General features: G+C 60.5%; 20 protein-coding genes and 1 riboswitch. Of the genes, 13 read left to right on the forward strand and 7 right to left on the reverse strand.

Annotated features, from left to right (window positions below; all coding sequences use genetic code 11):
- Positions 1-14 precede the first annotated feature (14 nt).
- Together UIA24_RS04590 and UIA24_RS04595 are read left to right on the forward strand one after the other, a co-directional pair.
- On the forward strand, positions 15-971 hold the full coding sequence (locus UIA24_RS04590; protein ID WP_330522284.1) for a glycosyltransferase: 957 nt from the start codon (positions 15-17) through the stop codon (positions 969-971).
- Between the two features lie 323 nt (positions 972-1,294).
- Entirely contained in the window at positions 1,295-2,410 is a 1,116-nt protein-coding gene (locus UIA24_RS04595) for a glycosyltransferase family 4 protein (protein WP_330522285.1), read from the forward strand.
- Here the strand turns inward: UIA24_RS04595 and UIA24_RS04600 are convergent.
- Positions 2,396-3,001: a lipopolysaccharide kinase InaA family protein gene (locus UIA24_RS04600; RefSeq protein WP_330522286.1), complete on the reverse strand. Its 606-nt coding sequence runs from the start codon at positions 2,999-3,001 to the stop codon at positions 2,396-2,398. The genes UIA24_RS04595 and UIA24_RS04600 overlap by 15 nt on opposite strands.
- Here UIA24_RS04600 and UIA24_RS04605 point away from each other — a divergent pair.
- The 3 genes from UIA24_RS04605 to hldE all read left to right on the forward strand — a co-directional run bounded on the left by UIA24_RS04605 (position 3,000) and on the right by hldE (position 6,578).
- Positions 3,000-3,206 (forward strand): hypothetical protein, encoded by a 207-nt coding sequence (locus UIA24_RS04605; RefSeq protein WP_330522287.1) that lies wholly within the window; start codon positions 3,000-3,002, stop codon positions 3,204-3,206. The two genes, UIA24_RS04600 and UIA24_RS04605, sit on opposite strands and share 2 nt — an antisense overlap.
- An 8-nt stretch (positions 3,207-3,214) precedes the next feature.
- Positions 3,215-5,023: a lipid A export permease/ATP-binding protein MsbA gene (gene msbA / locus UIA24_RS04610; RefSeq protein ID WP_330522288.1), complete on the forward strand. Its 1,809-nt coding sequence runs from the start codon at positions 3,215-3,217 to the stop codon at positions 5,021-5,023.
- 133 nt (positions 5,024-5,156) lie between these two features.
- Positions 5,157-6,578 (forward strand): bifunctional D-glycero-beta-D-manno-heptose-7-phosphate kinase/D-glycero-beta-D-manno-heptose 1-phosphate adenylyltransferase HldE, encoded by a 1,422-nt coding sequence (hldE, locus tag UIA24_RS04615; protein WP_065758721.1) that lies wholly within the window; start codon positions 5,157-5,159, stop codon positions 6,576-6,578.
- 15 nt (positions 6,579-6,593) lie between these two features.
- On the opposite strand, the gene UIA24_RS04620 is transcribed toward hldE, so the two are convergent.
- From UIA24_RS04620 to UIA24_RS04635, 4 genes are all read right to left on the reverse strand, one after another.
- The gene (locus UIA24_RS04620) at positions 6,594-7,556 is read right to left on the reverse strand and encodes a metal ABC transporter ATPase (RefSeq protein ID WP_330522289.1); all 963 of its coding nucleotides are present in this window, start codon (positions 7,554-7,556) and stop codon (positions 6,594-6,596) included.
- Positions 7,557-7,596: 40 nt separating this feature from the next.
- The gene (locus tag UIA24_RS04625; RefSeq protein ID WP_330522290.1) at positions 7,597-8,409 is read right to left on the reverse strand and encodes an aldo/keto reductase; all 813 of its coding nucleotides are present in this window, start codon (positions 8,407-8,409) and stop codon (positions 7,597-7,599) included.
- The gene (locus UIA24_RS04630) at positions 8,406-9,581 is read right to left on the reverse strand and encodes an NAD(P)/FAD-dependent oxidoreductase (protein WP_065758724.1); all 1,176 of its coding nucleotides are present in this window, start codon (positions 9,579-9,581) and stop codon (positions 8,406-8,408) included. The genes UIA24_RS04625 and UIA24_RS04630 overlap by 4 nt, the downstream gene beginning before the upstream one ends.
- A gap of 68 nt (positions 9,582-9,649) precedes the next feature.
- Positions 9,650-9,982: a DMT family transporter gene (locus tag UIA24_RS04635; RefSeq protein ID WP_065758725.1), complete on the reverse strand. Its 333-nt coding sequence runs from the start codon at positions 9,980-9,982 to the stop codon at positions 9,650-9,652.
- An 88-nt stretch (positions 9,983-10,070) separates the two neighbouring features.
- On the opposite strand from UIA24_RS04635, the gene UIA24_RS04640 reads away from it, so the two are divergent.
- Entirely contained in the window at positions 10,071-10,961 is an 891-nt protein-coding gene (locus UIA24_RS04640; RefSeq protein ID WP_330522291.1) for a LysR family transcriptional regulator, read from the forward strand.
- Positions 10,962-10,975: 14 nt separating this feature from the next.
- Complete coding sequence (gene waaA, locus UIA24_RS04645; RefSeq protein ID WP_330522292.1) at positions 10,976-12,244, forward strand: lipid IV(A) 3-deoxy-D-manno-octulosonic acid transferase; 1,269 nt, start codon at positions 10,976-10,978, stop codon at positions 12,242-12,244.
- Positions 12,245-12,307: 63 nt separating this feature from the next.
- Here waaA and UIA24_RS04650 read toward each other — a convergent pair whose 3' ends face one another.
- Positions 12,308-13,738: a TolC family outer membrane protein gene (locus tag UIA24_RS04650; RefSeq protein WP_330522293.1), complete on the reverse strand. Its 1,431-nt coding sequence runs from the start codon at positions 13,736-13,738 to the stop codon at positions 12,308-12,310.
- Positions 13,739-13,891: 153 nt separating this feature from the next.
- Positions 13,892-13,997: riboswitch (TPP riboswitch) on the forward strand.
- Positions 13,998-14,151: 154 nt separating this feature from the next.
- Here UIA24_RS04650 and thiC point away from each other — a divergent pair.
- Entirely contained in the window at positions 14,152-16,038 is a 1,887-nt protein-coding gene (gene thiC, locus UIA24_RS04655; RefSeq protein WP_065758729.1) for a phosphomethylpyrimidine synthase ThiC, read from the forward strand.
- Positions 16,039-16,138: 100 nt separating this feature from the next.
- Complete coding sequence (gene cytX / locus UIA24_RS04660) at positions 16,139-17,476, forward strand: putative hydroxymethylpyrimidine transporter CytX (RefSeq protein ID WP_442963005.1); 1,338 nt, start codon at positions 16,139-16,141, stop codon at positions 17,474-17,476.
- On the opposite strand, the gene UIA24_RS04665 is transcribed toward cytX, so the two are convergent.
- Complete coding sequence (locus UIA24_RS04665) at positions 17,445-18,191, reverse strand: RsiV family protein (RefSeq protein WP_330522294.1); 747 nt, start codon at positions 18,189-18,191, stop codon at positions 17,445-17,447. The two genes, cytX and UIA24_RS04665, sit on opposite strands and share 32 nt — an antisense overlap.
- 187 nt (positions 18,192-18,378) lie before the next feature.
- Between UIA24_RS04665 and UIA24_RS04670 the strand changes: the two genes are divergently transcribed.
- The 4 genes from UIA24_RS04670 (at position 18,379) to UIA24_RS04685 (ending at position 21,055) form a co-directional block, all read left to right on the forward strand.
- On the forward strand, positions 18,379-18,996 hold the full coding sequence (locus UIA24_RS04670) for an NUDIX domain-containing protein (protein ID WP_330522295.1): 618 nt from the start codon (positions 18,379-18,381) through the stop codon (positions 18,994-18,996).
- Entirely contained in the window at positions 18,987-19,439 is a 453-nt protein-coding gene (locus UIA24_RS04675) for a DUF1249 domain-containing protein (RefSeq protein WP_065758732.1), read from the forward strand. Before UIA24_RS04670 ends, UIA24_RS04675 begins: the two co-directional genes overlap by 10 nt.
- Before the next feature lie 84 nt (positions 19,440-19,523).
- The gene (cpdA, locus tag UIA24_RS04680) at positions 19,524-20,339 is read left to right on the forward strand and encodes a 3',5'-cyclic-AMP phosphodiesterase (RefSeq protein WP_102052354.1); all 816 of its coding nucleotides are present in this window, start codon (positions 19,524-19,526) and stop codon (positions 20,337-20,339) included.
- A 107-nt stretch (positions 20,340-20,446) separates the two neighbouring features.
- Positions 20,447-21,055: a YqiA/YcfP family alpha/beta fold hydrolase gene (locus tag UIA24_RS04685; protein ID WP_330522367.1), complete on the forward strand. Its 609-nt coding sequence runs from the start codon at positions 20,447-20,449 to the stop codon at positions 21,053-21,055.
- Positions 21,056-21,069 lie beyond the last annotated feature (14 nt).

Here is a 21,069-nt window from a genome sequence, read left to right on the forward strand (position 1 = left end):
CCGTAAGGAAGACAATGAAAGTTCTATTTCTGGTGCAGAAGGAACAGCGGGCCATTCTGGATCGCTTGTACGAAGGGGTTGCTGAGCATTGCGAGTGCGACCTGCGTTGGTTGACCAGCGCCGATCAGCGCAATCTACGTGCGTACTTTCGCCGTGAAATCGACGTCAGCCAGTATGACCGGATCATCTTCTTCCTGCGCTTCAAGCAGGAGATACGGCAGGTCGGTTTCATTCGTACGGTTCCCAACCTGGTCATCCTCGAGCACGATGCTTACCAGAATTACATTCCCTGCAAGTACACCGGTGCTTTCAGCAAGCATTATCGCAAGCTGCCTTGGGCGCGCGTGATCAGCTCCGGCTACATGGTCAGCGAGCGTCTGCGGCAGGAAGGGTTTGATGCGGTGTTCGTGCCCAAGGGGTATGACCAGCAGTTGCTGGCTGATCAGGGGCGTGAGCGGGACATCGAGTTGGCATTCGTTGGCAGCACCAACAGCGTTGCCTACAGCGGTCGCAAAGCCTTGCTCGATGAACTGGCTCAGGTCGAAAATCTGGTCGTTACCCGAACAAAATCGGGTGAAGAGTACTGCGATACGCTTAACCGGATTCGTTTTTTTGTAAGCGCTGATGTTGGCATGGGCGAGTACATGATCAAGAACTTCGAAGCCATGGCGTGTGGCTGCGTACTGCTCGCTTACGATCAGGGCGATGCCGAAAACCGTGCGCTGGGTTTGCAGGATATGCACAACGTCGTGCTGTATGGCAGCATTCCCCAGTTGCAGGAAAAGTTGAACATCCTGCGTGCAGATCCTGCGCTGGCGCAGCGTATTGCTGTCAACGGCCGTGATCTTGCGGTTTCGCGCTTCAGTTTTGCTCAGGTCGGACGCAGCATTGTCGAGCAGTTGCAACCGCCTCTTCGGCCTCGCCCGGCGTTGAACGGTTGGCAGCGCCTACGGCTAAGCCTGGGTTTCTGAGTGGCCCAGGCAATGTGCCGGTATGCCCTGGTTTCAGCAGGCATGCCGGCGTAACGTCTTCGATTACTTCAACCTGAGCCTTTTGCGCTTGAGGGGTTAGCCAGGCGCAGGCGGCGAAGGGCAGAACTGCTCCGCATCAGGCGCTCGGTTTGTGGCAATATCCTGCCTTTTTGGCGTCATGTATTCGTCGTGTTCATGCGCGCTGTTCGGATTGTGCAGTAAAGTGTGGAATGGATTTTATCAATGGAGATGACATTGGCTTTTTCAGTGGATGCGTTCGCCTGTGTCATTTTCGTATGGCGTGAAGCAGAGTGTGCTGCCTCATGAACGTGATCAACATCATGTGGGCTGGTGGCTCGCCTTTTGTTTCAGTGCACAAGGTCCATCAGCAGATTCTTTCGCTGGCGGCGCCCGGAACTTCAGTCATCAACTGGTTGCTGCAAGGCCGTGCCTTGTCCGACAGTGCTGGGTCGCCAAGCCTGGAATGGAACCTGTCCCCGCGCTTGATCAAGGGGCGGCACGTCTGGAAACTGCTTGGCCCTTGGTTGCGCGCGCGTTTTCGCAAGGCCTTGCTGGAGGCTGATGCCGGTGCGGTGCTGCTCGACGGTGTGGGTGTAGCGCGCTTGTTGCTCCCGGTCCTGCGCAGCTTGCCCAGTGTCCGGGTTGCCGTCCTTTTTCATGGCGAGACACGTCTGAGTACGGCCGATGTCTCGTTGCTCAAGTCCCTCCCTACCTCTCAGATGACGTTGGTTGCCGTTTCTCGCACGCTTGCCGATGCACTGCAAGGCACGACAGGCTTGCCGGTGACCGTGTTGCGCAGTGCGCTTGAGCCCTCGTGCTTTGAAGCCGCACTGTTCGCACGTGAACAGGCTCGGCAGACACTGGGGGTGAGTACGGACGGGGTCAGGGTAATGGGCGCTGTCGGGCGTCTGGTCGCTAGCAAGGGTTTCGATTATCTGATCGATGCCTTTGCCCAGGCATCGAGGGCGCACCCCGATCTGCGTTTGTTTATTCTTGGTGAGGGTGCTGAGCGCGTGAATCTTGAAGCGCGTGTCGAGCGACTCGGGCTGCTCGGGAAGGTCATTCTGCCGGGGCACTTTTCTGGCTGTGATCAGCTCTATCGCGCTTTCGACTGGGTGTTGATTCCCTCCTATTCGGAAGGGCTGGGCCTGGTGCTGCAGGAGGCTGTTCTGGCCGGTGTGCCGGTGCTATGCAGCGATCTGGCCGTTTTCCGCGAGCAACTGGGCGAGGATGGATGCTACGCGCCCGTGGGTGATACCCAGGCATGGGCGCAGGCCATCGAGCGCTGTGCTGCGCTACCTGTCGTCGAGGTAGCGAGTGCCCAGTACCGAGCCTTGGCACCCGTGCAGGCCTGGCAAACGTTCAGCCAGACCTCCCGCGATCTGCTGGCTCCGGTGTCTGCTTCAGCGGGCCAGTAACGCATGTTCCAGCTCAACGAGTGGAAACGCTTCGCTGAGCTGCTCGCGAGACAGGTAACGGGCAAAATGCTGCACGTTGCGTTTGATCATGCGTTCAGGCAAGGGTGCCCGGAGAAATTTCATGTCCGCTACGTCGATGAGCCCCAGGTGACTGTCGGGTGTCACGACGATATTGCCCAGGTGCAGTGAACGAAAATAGATCCCGCAGTGGTGCAGCTTGCGAATCAGCGACACCATTTCCGGCAGCGTTTTCTGCCAGCTGAAGCCGGGCTGTTGGCTGATTTGGCGCAAGGTCTTGCCGGGCAGCGGGCGGTACAGCACTGCAGTCTTGCCGGGTTCGTCGAGTCGGTAATGGGCTAGTACATGCAGTGTGGGGATGCCAAATGCTTCCAGGCGTACGGCATTGTCGATGAAGCGACGGGAGTAGGGTCGCAGCAGCGCCGAAGAGAAAAAACGCTTGCGCCTGAAGAGTTTAAGAATATTACCGTTCTCGAGCAGGTAGACTTTCGCGCCAAAGCTATCGGCCTCCAGGATCTGGGCGCCGAGTATCAGCTGTTCGAGGTCGGCCTGAGTGAGCCGGGAGCATTGCATGGTTGAGGCCTTGTTGAAAATGGCACGCAAAATGACAGGCCATAATGCCGAAAACTTCAGGAATGCACCATGGCAGGATGCTTTGATTCATTGGCAGCGCGGGCATCATGAGCCTGTGATTGCGCTTTACGGTGAGCCGAGTTCCTGTGATGGCATGCCCATCACGTCGGCTGTGATAAAATTTTCCGTTCTACCAGAACAGTGAGCTCGAAGATGGCTGAAACACCGCGAGAGGCGGAGCAGGGCTCCAGTCTGAAAATTTACTTTCGGCTGCTGAGCTATGTGAAGCCTTATATAGGCATTTTCCTGCTGAGCATTGTTGGCTTTGTGATCTTTGCCTCGACCCAGCCGATGCTGGCGGGCATTCTCAAATACTTCGTCGACGGCTTGAGCAACCCCGAAGCGGTGTTGTTCCCCAATGTGCCGTACCTGCGCGACCTGCAGTTGCTCCAGGCGGTGCCCTTGCTGATCGTGGCCATTGCCGCGTGGCAGGGGCTTGGCTCCTTCCTGGGTAACTACTTTCTGGCCAAGGTCTCCCTTGGCCTGGTGCATGACCTGCGGGTTGAGCTGTTCAACAATCTGCTGGTTCTGCCCAATCGCTACTTCGACAGCCACAACTCCGGCCATCTGATCTCGCGGATTACCTTCAACGTGACCATGGTCACGGGGGCGGCGACCGATGCGATCAAGGTGGTGATTCGCGAAGGCCTGACCGTTGTTTTCCTGTTCATCTACCTGTTGTGGATGAACTGGAAGCTGACGCTGGTCATGCTGGCGATCCTGCCGCTTATTGCAGTCATGGTCGGTACCGCCAGCAAGAAATTCCGCAAGCAGAGCAAGAAAATCCAGGTGGCGATGGGGGATGTGACCCATGTCGCTTCGGAAACCATTCAAGGCTATCGCGTGGTGCGCAGTTTTGGTGGTGAGCGCTATGAGCAGGAGCGGTTTGCCAATGCCAGCCAGACCAACACCAACAAACAGCTGCGGATGACCAAGACCGGTGCGATCTATACACCAATGCTGCAATTGGTGATCTATTCGGCCATGGCCGTGCTGATGTTCCTGGTGCTGTTCTTGCGCGGAGATGCTTCTGCCGGTGATCTGGTGGCTTACATTACTGCCGCGGGCTTGTTGCCCAAGCCGATTCGCCAGTTGTCGGAAGTCAGCTCGACCATCCAGAAGGGTGTGGCCGGGGCCGAGAGTATTTTCGAGCAGTTGGATGTTGAGCCCGAGTGTGACACTGGGACGGTGGAGCGTGAGCGCGTCAGCGGTCGCCTTGAAGTGCGCAACCTGAGCTTTACCTACCCGGGCACCGAGCGTCAGGTGCTCAATGACATCAGTTTCAGTGCCGAGCCCGGTCAGATGATCGCACTGGTGGGGCGTTCCGGCAGCGGCAAGTCGACCCTCGCCAGCCTGCTTCCGCGGTTCTACAACCACGAGCAGGGCCAGATCCTGCTGGACGGCGTGGAAATCGAGGAGTATCGCCTGCGTAACCTGCGTCGGCACATTGCCCAGGTCACCCAGCACGTCACCTTGTTCAACGATACTGTGGCCAACAACATCGCCTATGGCGACCTGGCCGGAGCACCGCGTGAGCAGATCGAAGCAGCGGCTGCCGACGCCTATGCCAAGGACTTCATCGAGCAGTTGCCGCATGGTTTCGACACCGAGGTCGGTGAGAACGGCGTGCTGTTGTCTGGTGGCCAGCGTCAGCGCCTGGCAATTGCTCGGGCATTGCTCAAGAATGCCCCGCTGTTGATTCTTGACGAGGCAACCTCGGCGCTGGATACCGAGTCGGAGCGGCACATTCAGGCTGCGCTGGATCAGGTCATGAAAGGTCGAACCACCCTGGTGATCGCCCACCGACTGTCGACCATCGAAAAGGCCAACCTGATTCTCGTGATGGATCAGGGGCGTATCGTCGAGCGCGGTACACACAGCCAGTTGATCGCGGAGAACGGCTATTACGCCCGCCTGCATGCGATGGGGCTGGACGAGCCAAGCAAGGCCGACATCACCTGATGCATGAATGCCGGGGCCTGCTGTGCCCCGGCTGCCAATCGGCGTGTGAGCGCCCGCGTGTGCGGCGGCAATCAAGCCTCTGTTTCGCCTGTGCTAATATTCCGCCCCTGTTCATTTTGTATATGGGTTACCCATGAAGTTGTCCATGCCGCGTTTCGATCAAGCCCCGGTATTGGTGGTCGGCGATGTCATGCTCGACCGCTACTGGCATGGCGGCACCTCACGTATTTCGCCTGAGGCCCCGGTGCCGGTGGTCAAGGTCGAACAGATCGAGGACCGCCCGGGCGGTGCAGCGAACGTTGCCTTGAACATTGCTGCGCTGGGTGCGCCGGCGTTGCTGATCGGCGTTACCGGCCAGGACGAAGCGGCCGACAGCTTGACCAATAGCCTGAAGGCGGCCGGTGTCCGTTCGATCTTCCAGCGTATTGCCCATCAGCCGACCATCGTCAAATTGCGGGTGATGAGTCGTCACCAGCAGTTGCTGCGTATCGACTTTGAAGAACCTTTCGCCACCGACCCGTTGTCGCTCGGTGCCGAAGTTGATGCCTTGCTGGACGGCGTCAAGGTGCTGGTGTTGTCGGACTACGGCAAGGGTGCGTTGAAGAACCATCAAAGCCTGATCCAGGCCGCCCGTGCCAAAGGTATTCCGGTGTTGGCTGATCCCAAGGGCAAGGATTTCTCCATCTACCGTGGTGCCAGCCTGATCACGCCCAACCTGAGCGAGTTCGAGGCCATCGTTGGACGTTGCGCTGACGAGACCGAGTTGGTCGCCAAGGGCAGTCAGTTGATGCGCGAACTTGAATTGGGTGCGTTGCTGGTGACTCGTGGCGAGCATGGCATGACCCTGCTGCGTCCAGAGCAACCGGCCTTGCACTTGCCTGCGCGTGCGCGTGAAGTCTTCGACGTCACCGGTGCTGGCGATACGGTCATTTCCACACTGGCGGCGGCCATCGCGGCCGGTGAAGCGCTTCCGCAGGCAGTGGGCCTGGCTAACCTGGCCGCCAGTATCGTGGTGGGCAAGCTCGGTACTGCAGCCATCAGTGCACCGGAGCTGCGCCGCGCCATTCAGCGCGAGGAAGGTTCCGAACGCGGCGTGTTGGGCTTGGAGCAGTTGCTGCTGGCCATCGATGATGCCCGGGCGCACAACGAGAAAATCGTGTTCACCAACGGCTGTTTCGACATTCTGCACGCGGGCCACGTGACCTACCTGGAGCAGGCGCGTGCCCAGGGTGATCGACTGATCGTGGCGGTAAACGATGATGCATCGGTCAGCCGCCTGAAAGGGCCAGGTCGCCCGATCAACAGCGTGGACCGGCGGATGGCAGTGCTGGCAGGCCTGGGTGCTGTCGACTGGGTCATCAGCTTCCCTGAAGCGACCCCGGAGAACCTGCTCAGCCAGCTCAAGCCGGACGTGCTGGTCAAAGGTGGCGACTATGGTATTGACCAGGTGGTCGGCGCCGAGATCGTCAGGGCCTACGGCGGAACCGTGAAGGTGTTGGGGCTGGTGGAAAACAGCTCGACCACAGCGATCGTCGAGAAGATCCGCAAAAACTGACCCGAACAGCCTGCGCTACTTGTGCAGGCTGCCACGGGCCATCTGCAGCAGTTGCCTGGCCTTGCCCGTCAGGCGACTCAGCCCAGACTCGCTGCGGGCCGGGCTCAGGCCTTCCTGCCTGAGCCAGTCCTTCCAGCGAATACGCTCTTCCTTGACGACCCAGCCGTCCTGCCGGGCAAAACTCTCAGCCAGATACACGCCGCGGGTGCTGGCCGGGTTCAGACGATCCTTCTTCAGCGTGTAGAGCTCAGCCAGGGGTCGTCCGTCTTCGAGTGGCATCAGGTAAAGGTCGGGTCGGCTGCGATTTAGCCGAGCGACCAGTTGGTCGCCTTCCAGGCGTTCGTCGACGTGGAACAGGCTCAGCGACCTCGCTTCCTTGGGTACCTGAAGGCGCAGGTCATAGACCAGTTGTAGCGACGCCGTGGGTAGATGCACATAGGCCCGTGGCCGTTCCAACAGTTGCAGGTTGGCGCAGCGTACGGGCCGTGCGGCACCTGAAAGTGGCGTCACGACAAAGGGCAGGGCGTCACGGTAGTGCAGGGCTTCAGCATAGGGCGCCGGTAACCAGGTTTCGTTGAAGCGTCCACTCAGCCACCCCTCGGGCGTCTCCAGCAGGCATTCCTCGGCCACTTCCTGTATCGCAGTGTGCAGCGGCAGGTTCAGTTCCTGAGCGGGGACATAACCGGAGATCAGCTTGAGCACGACATCGCCCCGGTCCTGACGGCGCTGGCGCACCAGTACCCAATAGTCGCGGTTCTGCCATTGCAGCGTCAGTCGCACCGACACCCCGAGGTTGGCCAGCTCGGCCACGAAGTGTTGGTGATCGCCCAACTGGATGGGTTTGCGCCGCTGCAGGGTCTGGGCAAAATTCAGCGGTTTGCCGATGCTCTGGTAGCTCAGCCCTTCCGGGCTGGCTTCGACATGGAGCGGCAGTGTCTTGAAGTTGCTGGGGTTCTTGCGGATCAGCGTTCGCGGCATGTCGGCTCCTTCTTGCGTTGGGGTCGGCCGCGACGGCGGCTCAGCGCTTGCTTAATACCTGGGCAACGGTGGCCACGTTATGGGCCAGGTGTACGGGGTTGATGGTGCCGACAATAGCACTGCTGACGCCGGGATGGGCAAACAGTAGCTCAAAGCTGGCACGTACGGGATCTTCGTCCGCGTGCAGGCAGACATGGCCGCTGGCCAGTGCCTTCTTCACCAGAATGGCTTTGCCGTGCGCGGCGGCATAGTCCAGCACCGGTCGTTCGCCCTGCTCGTTGAGATTGTAGGTGACCATGGCGCAATCGCCTTGTTCCAGAGCCTTCAAACCACCGGCGACGGTTTTTCCGGAGAGGCCAAAGCCGCGGATCTTGCCTTCCTGCTTGAGCTGCGCGAGGGCTTCGTAAACGCCTTCCTGCTCAAGGATATGCAGATCGTTGCCGTCAGAGTGCACCAGTACCAGGTCGATACAGTCGGTTTCCAGGCGCGTCAGGCTGCGCTCGACCGAGAGGCGGGTATGGGCCGCGCTGAAGTTGAAACTCGAAAGGCCGTTGTCGAACTCTTCGCCCACTTTGCTGACGATCACCCACTCATGCCGCTGGCCACGCAGCAGCGGGCCAAGGCGTTCTTCGCTGCGGCCATAGGCGGGTGCTGTGTCGATCAGGTTGATGCCCAGGTCGCGGGCCTGGTCGAGCAACTGACGGGCTTCACGGTCATCCGGGATCGTGAAGCCGTTGGGGTATTTCACGCCTTGGTCGCGGCCCAGTTTGACGGTGCCCAGGCCCAGTGGCGAGACCATCAGGCCCAGGCTGCCCAGCGGGCGGTGCAGGTCATGCAGGGTGGCTTGGTTCATGGCAGCAACTGTTCCCAGACAGGTGGGGCAATGGGCGGCTTTGGCAGTTCCGGCAGTGTGCTACAGGCCCCGGGCGTAATACCGTCGCGCGTCAGGCTGGCCATTACGCGATCGGCGAAGTCGGGTGCCAGCGCCAGTTTGGTTGGCCAGCCGACCAACAAGCGTTGCTGCTCGGCGAGGAAGGCGTTGTCTGGGCGTACCAGTCCTGATTGTGCCGGCTCTGCCCGATCAACCCGCAGGGTTGCCCAGCGCACCTGACTGAGATCGACCCAGGGTAGCAGGCTGGCCACTTCCTTCTTCGCTGCCGCGACCTGTGCATCCGGTTCGCGTGCAACGCCGTCTGCTTCTGCAAGGTCGCCGCCCAGGTACCACACCCACTGGCCATCGGCCGCCGGGTGGGTGGTGACGGTGACGCGTGGTTTGGGGCCGCCACCGAGGCAATGGGCATAGAGGGGTTTCAGGCTTGGCCCTTTGGCCAGCACCATGTGCAGGGGGCGTGTTTGCATGGCCGGCTGGCTAAGGCCAAGTGCCGTGAGCAGTTCGGCGTTGCCGGCGCCCGCGCTCAGCACTACGCGCTGCGCACGGATCTCGCGGCCATCGACCCGCAGGCCGACCAGTTCATCGCCTTCGCGCAACGGCTCGATCCGCTCACCGGCGAGCAGGCTGTCACCGGCCAGGGTCGCCAGGCGATCGAGCAGGCTGGGTACATCAATGACCAGTTCGGCCAGGCGGTAGACTTTGCCTTTGAAGGCGCGATCCTGCAGGGCAGGTGGCAGCTGCTCGCCCTTGACCTGATCGACCCGGCCGCGCACGGCCTTGCTGGCAAAGAAACTGGTGAGATTGCCCGCCAGGGTACCCGGGGACCACAGGTAGTGCGCTTCTGACAGCAGGCGCACGCCGGACAGGTCCAGTTCGCCGCTACCGGCCAGGGCTTCGCGCCAGCGCCGAGGCATGTCGGCAATAGCTTCCGAGGCACCGGTCAGGGCGCCGTGCAGGGCGTACTTGGCGCCGCCATGGATGATCCCCTGGGATTTCAGGGTTTGCCCGCCACCGAGGCTGTCGCGCTCTACCAGAACCGTCGAATAGCCCTGACGACGCAGGCGCGCATTGAGCCAGAGGCCTGCGACCCCTGCGCCGACAATCAGGACGTCGGTAGAAATAACCGATGGCATGTACAAACCTCACAAGCTGGGACAGGAGCGCAGTATACAGCCTGCGGCGGTTTGCACCCTGCCTGGCATCAATGCCCGGCGGTTTTTGAGAACACCTGAATTACTACCACGCCGCCGACAATCATCGCCATGCCCAGGATGGCGGGGGTATCGAGCTTTTGGCCATAGAGAAGCAATGCGGCGATGCTGATCAGGACGATACCCAGCCCTGACCAGATTGCGTACGCGATACCCACCGGAATGCTGCGCACGACCAGGGTCAGCATCCAGAACGCCACGGCATACCCACAGACCATCAGCAGCAGGGGCAGTGGTGTGCTCAGGCCTTTGACAGCTTTCATGGAGGCGGTGGCAATGACTTCCGCGAAGATGGCAATAGCGAGGTAGGTGTAGGCATTCATGGTGGGTGTCCTCCGTAGTTGGTGGGCATTCTAGAGGATGGTCGAATGCGGTAAAGTCATTAGCTATCTATATTGGAGATAGGTTGCGATGAGCGAGCAGTGGAGTCTGGAGCAGGTGCGGCTGTTCGTGCGCGTGGCGGAGTTGCGCTCGTTTTCCGCTGTTGCCCGTGAGCAGCGCAAGGCGCAGTCGGCGATCAGCAGTGGCATTGCCTTGTTGGAAGAGGACCTGGGGGTCGTTCTGTTCGAGCGCAGTAGCGGCCGCCAACCGCGCCTGACCGAAGCAGGCGCGGCGTTGCTGGAGGACGCCCGCGAACTGTTGCGCCAATGCGAGCGCCTGGATGGCCGGGCCCTGGCGCTGATGCGCGGGCAGGAGGCGCAATTGCGTGTGGCCCAGGATGAGGCCATGCCTTATCAGCCGGTGATCGACAGCCTGGATGAACTGGCCCAGCGTTTTCCGCTGCTTGAAGTGCAGTTGGCCAGCGGGGCGCAGGGGGATGTAGCGCGCAAGTTGGTTGAGCGTCGGGCAGACCTTGGGTTGCTGTTCCATCATGACCATATGCCTGCCGCGCTGGAACGTCGGGCGTTGGGTAGCGTCGAGATGGTCACGGTGTGTGCGATCCATCACCCGTTGGCGCAACTGCCGTGGGTCAGTCGGCAGCAATTGGCGCAGCACCGTCAGTTGTTGATTGCCCCTCAGGAGAGCGGCTACCCCGGTGGTGAGCCGATCAGCCCGCAGATCTGGCGTGCAGACAGTTTCTACGCCATCGCCGAGTTGCTGATGCGAGGTCTGGGATGGGCCTGGTTGCCCCGGCATGTGGTGCAGTACCCGACTTACCAGACGCAGATGGTCGAGTTGGCCAGCGAATGGACGCCGCCAGCATTGGTGGTGGAACTGGCATGGCGGCGGGATGAGCCTCTGGGGCCGGCCGCACAGTGGTTGGCTGAACGCTTCGCACTGCACTTGCGCGCCATTGGCTAGTACACTGCGGCGCCATGAACAGAACCCTTTATACCCTGTTGTTTCACCTGGGCCTGCCGCTGGTCGCGCTGCGCCTGTACCTGCGCTCGCGCAAGGCGCCAGCCTATGCGAAGCGTATCGGCGAGCGCTTTGCCAAGGGCCTTGCACCGATGCAGACCGGCGGCATCTGGGTGCATGCCGTGTCGGTGGGCGAAAGTATTGCTGCAGCGCCGATGGTGCGGGCCTTGCTCAAACGTTATCCACAGCTGCCCATCACCATCACGTGCATGACCCCGACCGGCTCCGAGCGGGTCAGGGCGATGTTTGCCGATGAGCCGCGCGTTCAGCACTGCTACCTGCCGTACGATCTGCCCTGGGCGGCGGCACGTTTTCTGGATCACGTACAGCCGCGCCTGGCGGTGATCATGGAAACCGAGCTCTGGCCCAACCACATCAACCAGTGCGCCAAACGAGGTATACCGGTGGCCTTGGCCAATGCCCGGTTGTCTGAGCGCTCTGCGCGTGGCTACGGGCGATTTGCCAGGCTGACCCAGCCGATGCTGGCGCAGATGAGCCTGATTGCGGTTCAGACCGAGGCCGAGGCCGAGCGTTTCCGTCAGTTGGGCGCCCGTCCCGAATGTGTTGAGGTTACCGGGTCGATCAAGTTCGACCTGAGCATCGATCCTCAGCTGTTGGTCCGTGCCGGCCAGTTACGTGCACAGTGGCAGGCGGATCGGCGCCCAGTATGGATCGCGGCGAGTACCCATGAGGGCGAAGACGCGATCATTCTGCAGGCGCACCGGCAACTGCTGGAACACCACGCCGACGCCTTGCTGATTCTCGTGCCCCGTCACCCAGAGCGATTCAGCGCTGTGTTCGAGCTCTGTCAGCAGCAGTGTGTGACACAGCGCCGCTCCAGTGGCGAAGCGGTCACTGAACAAACCCAGGTACTGCTCGGTGACACCATGGGCGAGTTGCTGTTCCTGTATGCGTTGGCAGACATTGCCTTCGTCGGCGGTAGCCTGGTCGCCAATGGCGGGCATAACGTCCTGGAACCGGCGGCCTTGTCCAAGCCGGTGCTCAGTGGGCCGCACCTGTTCAACTTTCTGGAAATCGCAGCGATGTTGCGTGAAGCGGGGGCTTTGCAGGAAGTGGACGACGCGCAAGGCCTGGCTGCACAGGTGCGCCGCTTGATTGAATTGCCAATCGACGCTCGGCGCATGGGTGATGCGGGGTTGTCAGTGATGCGCGCCAACCAGGGTGCATTGCAGCGCTTGCTGGACGGGTTGGCGCGGTTGTTCTGAGGGTGTCACCGGCGCGCCAGCACGGTCCATTGCGGTCCCGTGTGCGGCTTGCCGGTGATGCGGTCAGGGGCGGCGCTCGAAGTTCGCTTGTGCGGCCTTGGCCAGGTCCGGCGGCAGGAAGTCCTTGTCCGGGTTGTAGTCGGCTTTCAGGTAGCGCGTCAGGTCTTGCAGGTCCTGCGGGCTCAGTGTGCCAGCGGCTTGCTTGAGGCGCAGGTTGTCGAGGATGTAGTCGTAGCGGGTGTTGTTGTAGTCCCGCACCGAGGTGTACAGCTGACGCTGGGCATCGAGTACGTCGACGATGTTGCGTGTCCCGACCTGGTAGCCGATCTCGGTCGCTTCCAGTGCGCTCTGGTTGGAGATGATCGACTGCTTGCGCGCTTGCACCTGCTCCACATCGGTGTTCACTGCGCGGTGCAGGTTGCGGGTGTTTTCCACCACTTGGCGGCGCAGGCTCTCGCGTTGCTGTTCAGTCTGGTTCAGGCGCTGGTAGGCCTCACGCACCTGCGAGCTGGTCAGCCCGCCACTGTAGATCGGAATGTTCAACTGCAGGCCAATGCTGCGTTGTTCGACATCGCCTCCGTATCGAACACCCGGCGTTGGGTTGCTGAACCCCAGGTTGTCGTTGTCGCCTTTCTGATAGTTGGCCACTGCATCGAGCGTCGGGGCATGCCCTGCCTTGCGTTGACGCAGGGTTTCCTCCGCGGCGCTGACGGCATAGTTGGTCGCCTGCAAGGTCAGGTTCTGCCGTGCGGCGGTGTCGACCCAGGCGGTGGCGTCGTTCGGAACCGGCACCTGCACGGGCAGGGTATGGACGATGCCCTGGATCGCGTTGTACTCACGGTTGGTCAGGGTGATCAGTGCCTGGAAGGCGTCTTCGACCTGACGTTGGGCAAGGATCCGGTTGGCCCGCGCCGTGTCATAACTGGCCTGGGACTGCAGTACGTCGGTCTTGTCCGACAGGCCCACGTCAAAGCGTTCGTTGGATTGGTCCAGTTGGCGCTTGAACGCGGCTTCCTCGGCCTTGGTCGCCGCCAGATTGTCCTGGGCACGCAGCACGCTGAAATAGCTGTCTGCACTCTGCAGAATCAGATTCTGTTCGGTAGCCGAAAGCTCCAGTGCCGCTTGTTCATTGACGGCCTGTGCCGCTTGTAACTGGAACCAGCGGTCGGCACGGAAAATCGGCTGCGACAGGGTCGCTTGCCACGAGTTGCCACTGCGGTTGGCGGTGGTCGAGGGTTCATCGAACTGGGTGCGGCTGCTCTGCATCTCGGCCCCGGCCGAGAGGTTTGGCAGTAGCCCGGCACGCGCCTGCGGTACGACTTCGCGGCGAGCACCGTAGTTGGCCTGGGCCGCTGCCAGATCGGCGTTATTGTTGACTGCTTCTTGATAGACGCTGACCAGGTCGGTCTTTGCGGACAAGGGCGCTTCTGCTGCCCAGGCCATTCCGTTGGTAGCACAAGACACGGCAAGGGCCAGTGAAAGTTTGCGCAGCATAGGGCAATCCTTGAACGAGTTAGATAGTCGCTTAGTTCAGAGCGTAGTGCAGTGTAGTTGCGCTGACATGTTGCAACAATCTGCCATATCCGCCATTGATCGTACGCAGTTTTACAGTGGTGGCTTTACGCGTCACTCCAGTCTAGACTGACCCGGTTCTTGTCGGGGTGCCTTGTGTTGAGGCTGAGATCGGATAATTCCGGATCCCGTTGAACCTGATCAGGTTAGCGCCTGCGTAGGGAACAAGATTGCTCGCCTTCCCGCGAGCCCTCTTGTGCCAGGGTCCGGGAATGTCGAGTCAGCTTCAGGCTGCCAGGCATCGCCGACTATGGCACAGCACCAGTCCAGGTGCGTCCGTGCCTTTCAGGTTCACTCCGACATTCCACCGCTGGATGCCGTCTGGAGAGCCTGTGATGAGTAAACAAGAAAAATACGCCAACCTGAGTGAATCGGCTCAGGTCGATCAGCAGTCCGTGCAACCTTTTACCCGTTCGCGAAAAATTTATGTCGAAGGCTCGCGCCCTGACATTCGTGTGCCGATGCGTGAAATCAGCCTGGACGATACGCCGACCGACTTCGGTGGCGAGCCTAACGCTCCGGTGCTGGTCTACGATACTTCGGGCCCTTACACCGACCCGAACGTGGTGATCGATGTGCGTAAAGGCCTGGGCGACGTGCGCTCGGCCTGGATCGAAGCCCGTGGCGACACCGAGCGCCTCGACGGCCTCAGCTCGCATTTCGGCCAGCAACGCCTGAGTGACCCGGAGCTGACCGCACTGCGTTTTGCCCACGTCAAAAACCCGCGTCGGGCCAAGGCCGGTGCCAACGTCAGCCAGATGCACTATGCGCGCAAGGGCATCATCACGGCCGAGATGGAGTACGTTGCCCTTCGCGAAAACATGAAGCTGCAAGAAGCCCGTGCCGCAGGCCTGCTCAACCAGCAGCACGCCGGTCACAGCTTCGGTGCCAGTATTCCGAAAGAGATCACCCCTGAGTTCGTCCGCGAGGAAATCGCCCGTGGCCGTGCGATCATTCCGGCCAACATCAACCACGTTGAACTGGAACCGATGATCATCGGCCGTAACTTCCTGGTGAAGATCAACGGCAACATTGGCAACAGTGCCCTGGGCTCGTCCATTGAAGAAGAAGTGGCCAAGCTGACCTGGGGTATTCGCTGGGGTTCGGACACTGTCATGGACCTGTCCACCGGCAAGCACATTCATGAAACCCGCGAGTGGATCATCCGCAACTCGCCGGTTCCGATCGGTACTGTGCCGATCTACCAGGCATTGGAGAAGGTCAACGGTGTCGCCGAGGACCTGACCTGGGAACTGTTCCGTGACACCTTGATCGAGCAGGCCGAGCAGGGCGTGGACTACTTCACCATCCACGCCGGCGTGCTGCTGCGTTACGTGCCACTGACCGCCAAACGTGTGACCGGTATCGTCAGCCGTGGTGGTTCGATCATGGCCAAGTGGTGCCTGGCGCACCACAAGGAAAACTTCCTCTACACCCATTTCGACGAAATTTGCGAAATCATGAAGGCCTACGACGTCAGCTTCTCGCTGGGTGACGGCCTGCGTCCGGGCTCGATTGCCGACGCCAACGACGAAGCGCAGTTCGGTGAGCTGGAAACCCTTGGCGAGCTGACCAAGATTGCCTGGAAACATGACGTTCAGTGCATGATCGAAGGCCCTGGCCACGTGCCGATGCAGTTGATCAAAGAGAACATGGACAAGCAGCTGGAGTGCTGCGACGAGGCGCCGTTCTATACCCTCGGCCCACTGACCACGGACATCGCTCCTGGCTATGACCACATCACCTCCGGTATCGGTGCGGCGATGATCGGCTGGTTTGGCTGCGCCATGCTCTGCTATGTGACGCCGAAAGAACACTTGGGCCTGCCGAACAAGGATGACGTCAAGACCGGCATCATTACTTACAAGATCGCTGCGCATGCTGCCGACCTTGCCAAGGGCCATCCGGGGGCGCAAATCCGTGACAATGCCTTGTCCAAGGCGCGCTTCGAGTTTCGTTGGGAAGACCAGTTCAACCTTGGCCTGGACCCGGACACTGCACGCAGCTTCCATGACGAAACCCTGCCGAAGGATTCGGCCAAGGTCGCGCACTTCTGCTCCATGTGCGGGCCGAAGTTCTGCTCGATGAAGATCACTCAGGAAGTGCGCGAGTACGCCGCCAACCAACGCATCGAAGCGCTGGATGTATCGGTCGAGGAAGGCATGCGTGAGCAGGCCGAGCGGTTCCGCCAGGAAGGCAGCCAGTTGTACAAAAAGGTCTAAGGACACCCTGGGGCGGCGCGCCATGCGCACCGCCTCGCAACCAGGCCAACCCCTACAGACACTGCACATGCCGGTGCCTGTGGGGGTTGGCTTGGCCGCAATGGGATTCAAACGACTACCTGACTCTCTCCCTGTCGAGACCATCGCCGTGAGCACATCCAGCCACTACTCCCCCGACCATCCTGTTCCCAGTCATCAGCGTACCTTCGGTGCACGTGACCTGTTTTCCCTGTGGTTTTCCCTTGGCATTGGCCTGATGGTGCTGCAGACCGGCGCCTTGCTTGGTCCGGGGCTGGGGCTTGCGGGTGCGTTACTGGCGATTATCCTCGGCACGGCCGTGGGCGTGTTGTTGCTGGCGGCGGTCGGCGTCATCGGCAGTGATACCGGCCTCTCGGCCATGGCCGCTTTGCGGTTGAGCCTGGGGCGGCAGGGGGCGGCTTTGCCGGCACTGTTGAACCTGCTGCAACTGATCGGTTGGGGCGCGTTCGAGATCATTGTGATGCGCGATGCCGCTAGCTTGTTAGGGGCGCGGGCGTTCGGTGACGGGAGCCTCTGGGCCGGTCCGTTGCTTTGGACGCTGTTCTTTGGTGGCCTGGCGACCTTGCTGGCCGTCAGTGGCCCGTTGACCTTCGTACGGCGGATCCTGCGCAAGTGGGGCATCTGGTTGCTGCTGGGTGCCTGCCTGTGGCTGACCTGGAACCTGTTCGCCAAGGCAGATCTGGCCAGCCTCTGGCAACGTACGGGAGATGGTTCGCTGTCATTTGCACTGGGTTTTGATATCGCGATTGCGATGCCGTTGTCCTGGCTGCCGTTGATTGCCGACTACTCGCGTTTCGGTCAGCGTGCTTCGCGGGTGTTCGGTGGCACGGCGCTCGGCTTTTTTATCGGTAATTTCTGGCTGATGAGCCTGGGCGTAGCGTACACCCTGGCATTTGCCCCAAGCGGTGAAACCAATGCACTGCTGTTGGCCCTGGCCGGCGCTGGCCTGGGCATTCCCTTGTTATTGATTCTGCTGGACGAGTCGGAAAACGCGTTTGCCGACATTCACTCGGCCGCTGTTTCGACAGGCCTGCTGCTGCCCTTGAAAGTCGAGCATCTGGCCTTGGTCATCGGCCTGGTGTGCACACTGATCGCGTGTTTGGCGCCACTGGCGCAGTACCAGAACTTCTTGTTGCTGATTGGCTCGGTGTTTGCCCCGCTGTTTGGCGTCGTGCTGGTGGATCACTTCATCTGGCGCCGTCGCCGTGCGGACATCAGCATACGGGCACTGCACTGGGGGGCGTTGCTGGCCTGGTGTGGCGGTGTGCTGATCTACCACCTGTTGGCGAATTACTCCCCTGAAGTCGGCGCAACCCTGCCGGCATTGCTGTCGGCAGGGTTGTTGTACGGGCTTTCAGTGGGCGTATTCAGCCGCGGCCAGGAAAAAGCTCCGGCTTGAGGATGCCGTTCAGGCGCGGGTAAGGGATCTTCAGCTCAGTGTGGCCCATGGAGTAGGGCGCGATGGTGTAGACCTCATATTTGAGTATCAGCGCGCCGTACGTCAGGGCAATGTGTGGGGTCTTGCGGAAGGGCCAGGTTTGCACGAACTCCGGGTCCTGATCCATCTTGACGCTCGCCAGCCAGCTCTTGTGAGCCAGTTGCGCCTGCTGCCAGAAGGCCTCCTCCTGGCCAGGCAGGAGCATGTCCTGCAACGTCAGCACCTTGTCCTGTTGGCGCGAGTAGTTGATGAAGCCGCGTCCGGGCATACCGTGGGCGCCGCCGGTGTCCAGGTAGCTGGACAGTTCAATGATCACCAGTCCGTCATGCTGTTCGCGTACCTTGGCTTGCAGGTAGCTGCTGTTGCGGCTTTCTGCGTCACGCAAAAACTGTTCTTCGTAGGCTTTGAGCGAGGCAGGCAGTGCTGTGCGGTTGTTGTCCTGGGTCATTTGCAACAGGCGTCGCTCGACGAGTGCATCCAGCTTTGGCTGTGCCGGGAAGTGAATCGTGTCGATGTTTACCAGCGGGCAGTCGGTGTTGTTGCAGCCTGGCTTGATGTGTTCCCAGGCCTCGCGTTTGACCTCCAGTGGCGTACGCATGTTGGGCTGGAACACGCTTTGGCAAGCGCCCAGCGCCAGTGCCAGTACGGCCACGGAAGTCAGTTTCGCAAGCGTCATGATGGTCCCTGTAAGGCTAAGGTAATCGGGCTTTGACCGTCGGCGGCGCCTTCGGTTCGCCACTAAGCTGAATAGACCAGCGGGCTGCCTATCCTCGCAGCCTCGCCGGTATCTTTAAAGAGGTGAAAGCTGGCCGAGTGCGCGTTAGGATGGCGCCAAGCGGTACACCGAAGCAATGAGGATTTCCATGACAGACAAGGCTAGTGCTGTGCCCAGCGCCGTTGAGATCGTTCAACGGGACAACTGCTACAAGGGCTTTTACCGGCTCGATAAGGTGCGCCTGCGTCATGAGCTGTTCGCAGGCGGCATGGGGCGGGAGATAAGCCGTGAGCTGTTTGTGCGTCACGATGCCGTGTGTGTGCTGCCGTACGACCCGCAGCGTGATGAAGTAGTGCTGATCGAGCAGTTTCGCGTCGGTGCCATAGGCAAGGTTGAGAACCCTTGGCTGATAGAACTGGTTGCTGGTCTGATCGACAAGGACGAACAACCGGAAGAAGTTGCACACCGCGAAGCCGAGGAGGAAGCTGGCCTGAAGTTCACTGCCCTGTGGCCCATGACGCGGTATTTTCCATCGCCGGGCGGCAGTGATGAGTACGTTCATTTGTACCTTGGCCGTTGCAGCAGCGTGGGGGCGGGTGGCTTGTACGGTTTGGAGGCTGAGGGCGAAGATATTCGCGTGAAGGTCTGGGCATTCGAGGATGCCCTTCAGGCCGTGCGCGATGGGCAAATCATCAACGCGGCAAGCATCATTGCCTTGCAATGGTTGGCGTTGAACCGCGATGAAGTCAGGGGGCTATGGTCGTGAATCTGTTGCGTGAGCGCTATCGGGTCGATCTGGTGGGCTTGCAGGCTGCCTGCGAGGCCAACTATGCGCGCCTGATGCGGCTGTTGCCGGATATGCGCAACACCCAAAGCTCGCGCCGTATCGGTATGACCCAGGGCGACCAGATGCTTGGCGTTCTGGTGCTCGATGTTGTCCTTGCCTGTCCTTACACCACCACGCTCCGTGTACGTCAGGAACACAGCCTGCCCTGGTTGCCGGTGCCGCAGTTGGAGGTGCAGGTCTATCATGATGCGCGCATGGCTGAAGTGGTCAGCGCTGAGCATGCCCGACGCTTTCGCAGCATCTACCCTTATCCGAACACGCAGATGCATCAGCCGGATGAAAAGGCTCAGCTCAACCTGTTCCTCGGTGAGTGGCTGAGCCACTGCCTGGCCTGTGGACACGAGTTGGCGGCGGTACGTTAAAAATGTGAAGCCGGTCGTGTAACGGGTTTGCTCCGACGTTTCGTCGCCACCATAATCGTGCCGAATCCGCCCCAGGAGCGAGCCTTGCAGCCTCAATCGACTTCCACCAGTGATGCCTCAGTGCTACTGGTCCAGCTTTCCGACAGTCATCTGTTTGCCGATGAAGGCAGCACGCTGCTTGGCATGAACACCGGTGACAGCCTGCAGCGGGTCATCGGGCAGGTGCTGAACGAGCAGCCACGTATCGATCTGGTGTTGGCAACGGGCGATCTGTCCCAGGACGGTACGCAGGCGTCCTACGAGCGGTTTCGCCAGATGAGCGAGCAAATTTCTGCACCGGTACGCTGGTTGGCGGGCAATCATGACGAGCCCTTGCCCATGGCGCAGGCCGCGCAAGGCTCGGATGCGCTTGAACCGGTCATGGATATCGGCGCCTGGCGGGTCATTCTGCTCAATTCGGCGGTGTCGGGTGCCGTGCCAGGCCTGCTGGCCGATGATCAACTGCAATTGCTTGAGCAGGCGCTGGCCACGGCGCCCGAGCGCCATCATCTGGTCTGCCTGCATCATCATCCGGTCTCGATTGACTGCGCCTGGTTGGCGCCGATCGGCCTGCGTAATGGCGATGCCCTGTTCGCCGTACTTGAGCGTTATCCACAGGTCAGGGCAGTACTCTGGGGGCATGTCCATCAGGAGTGGGATGAACAGCGTGGTGACATTCGTCTGCTCGCCTCACCGTCCACCTGTATTCAGTTCGAGCCAGGCAGCGAAGACTTCACCGTAGGCGCACAGGCGCCGGGGTACCGCTGGTTGCGACTCCACGGCAACGGTCAGATCGATACCGGCGTGTCCCGTGTCAGCGATTTTGCCTTCACGGTGGACTACGGTAGCACGGGTTACTGAGTACAAAGTGTTGCGAAGTCTCCAAAGCTGATCCAACGCCCGCCGGACACGCTAAACTGCATGCTTTTGCGCCCGCAGTGCGGGCCATGTCGATGCGCGGGGGTGGTATGTCGGGTTCGATTCTTTATATCCACGGGTTCAATAGCGCGCCGTCATCGAAAAAGGCCACTCAGTTGGTGGCGGTCATGCAGCAGCTGGGCTTGGAGGAACAGCTTCAGGTTCCGGCGCTGCACCACCATCCCCGTGAGGCAATCGCGCAACTGGAAGCAGCCATCGCCGAACTCGGTGCGCCATTACTGGTCGGCAGCTCACTCGGCGGCTACTATGCGACCAGCCTGGCCGAGCGCCACGGTCTGAAGGCCCTGTTGATTAACCCGGCAGTCAATCCGCACCAGTTGTTCGACGGCTACCTGGGTAGCCAGCAGAACCTCTACACCGGTGAAACATGGGAACTGACGGTCGATCATGTGCATGCACTGGCTGAACTGGAAGTGGCCCCGCCACGCGATGCCGAGCGCTTCCAGGTCTGGTTGCAGACCGCTGATGAAACCCTTGATTATCGCCGTGCCGAAGCCTTCTACCGGGCATGCGCCTTGCGGATCCAGGCAGGGGGCGACCATAGCTTCCAGGGCTTCGCCGAACGTTTGCCGGCCTTGCTGAACTTTGCAGGAATTGCGCCGAAACAGTATCAAACGCTCGATTTTTCTGTATTTTGATTGCTTATTTTTAC

The sequence above is a fragment of the Pseudomonas sp. AL 58 genome, assembly GCF_036348395.1.
GTDB classification, from domain to species: Bacteria; Pseudomonadota; Gammaproteobacteria; order Pseudomonadales; family Pseudomonadaceae; genus Aquipseudomonas; species Aquipseudomonas defluvii.